The following is a 1,859-nucleotide window of genomic DNA, read 5'->3' as shown; positions in this document are numbered from 1 at the left end:
TACATAGTATAAATGAAATGTTTAATGAACGAATAGAATCTTAAGTAATTCAAGAAGTCGCCGACATCTCATAACACAGTATTCACGCGACGGCTACGCCTTGGTCAGAAGAGGAAATTCAAGATGTAATTTCTATCTGACAACTTGCTGCGCAAGTTCGTGAATACAAGAACGTTATGTGAAATCATCGCAAGATAAAGTTTTAGGGATAGGACGGAGAGACTATGAAAATCCACATTATCGGTGGTTGTGGCAGTGGTAAAACTTATATTTCAAGAATGCTCTCGCAGAAGCTGGGAATTAATCATTACCAAACGGATAATCTGGTCTGGGATCGAAGTACGGATACCAAATATCCAGTAGAAATACGTGATAAGAGCCTACATGACATTATTACACAGGAATCGTGGATAGTTGAGGGGGTACATCACAAATGGGTATACAGTAGCTTAAAAGAAGCAGATTATATTTTTATAATCAAACCTAGTTTACTAGTCCAGAATTGGAGGACGCTTAAGAGATTTATCAAAACAAGATTAAGACTTGAAGAGCGTAACTATACTCAAGATTTTAAGAACCTTCTTGTTATGTATCGTTGGAATAGAGATTTTGACCATTTAAATATGGGAACGATCATGGAAATAACCTCAGAATTTATTGGAAAGAGACATATAGTAAAGAACAATTTGGAGATCTTGAGATTAATACATATTTGATATTGAGAAAGTGAATTCGAAGAGGGCGATGACATCACATAACACAGTATTCACGCGGCGGCTCCGCCTTGGTCACTTTGATGTTATTGGCAGAAGTAGCAGATTCAGTGACAACTTGCTGCGCAAGTTCGTGAATACAAGAACGATATGTGAAACATCTGGATTGGTAAAACCATATAAATACAAGTGCTAATGAAAGCAAACAGAAATAGCAACAATACTAGATCGTATCTCGTTGTAGTGAGTAGAAACGTAAATCAAATCTAATCACAAGAATAATTAGTTTCATCTTCGCACCATGAACCGCACCAGTTGGAGATCCAACTATAATGTCAGACAACCCAGATGAAAACCATAAATCAAAATAGAATGAACAGAAACCCTACGGAAAAAAAGCAATATAGATGAAGTCATTAAGACATATAAAAATGATAGCATGGCAACATTTAGGTTTGTGAAGTATTTCAAGAAGTCAGATGCATCACATATCACCGTATTCACGCTGCGGGCATGCGCCCTTGGTCACTTTGATGCTTTTGGCAGAGTAGTGGATTCAGTGACAACTTCCTGCGGAAGTTCGTGAATACCTGAACGTTATACGCCATTGTAATCCGAACAGTTCTGATCTGTATTTGCGTCCACAACGTCCTTGTTGTTTGTAGCAAGAGCAATTACAATCGTACTAATTACTATAATGAAATTCCTCACCTTAGTTAGACTCTGAATGCAAAGGGGCACTTTGCAACCTCATAAATATATTCAAAAGCATTTGAATAAGACCTTACAACAAAAACCTGAATAAAGACAATGATTTTGAACCACTTGAAAAGCATGTTTAAGAACAAAAAAAACAGTTTTAAGAACAATTTAAAACAGCTCTTAAAATCAAGAAACTGATTAATTGAAGGTCGACGTCCTGTCTTCATTCGAGAAGTTCGGATTACAACAGCGTATAACACAGTATTCAAGCTGCGGCTCCGCCTTGGTCACTTTGATGTTTTTGGCAGAAGTAGTAGTTTCAGTGACAACTTGCTACGCAAGTTCATGAATACAAGAACGTTATACGATATATGACAAGAAAGTTGGAAATCATCTTGCATCATCATTTAATGAAAGAACTCATTGCTTCTTATTTCAATGAAG

The 1,859-nt window shown here is 36.7% G+C and carries 1 protein-coding gene; it reads left to right on the top strand.

The features are described from left to right. Positions 1 to 224: 224 nt before the first annotated feature. A complete protein-coding gene (locus AC1TO5_RS21155; RefSeq protein WP_482064818.1) occupies positions 225 to 716 on the top strand; it encodes a P-loop NTPase family protein in 492 nt (163 codons plus the stop codon). Positions 717 to 1,859: the final 1,143 nt, after the last annotated feature.

Source organism: Paenibacillus sp. Y930 (assembly GCF_056786375.1).
This window is presented reverse-complemented; position numbering and strand designations above follow the sequence as displayed.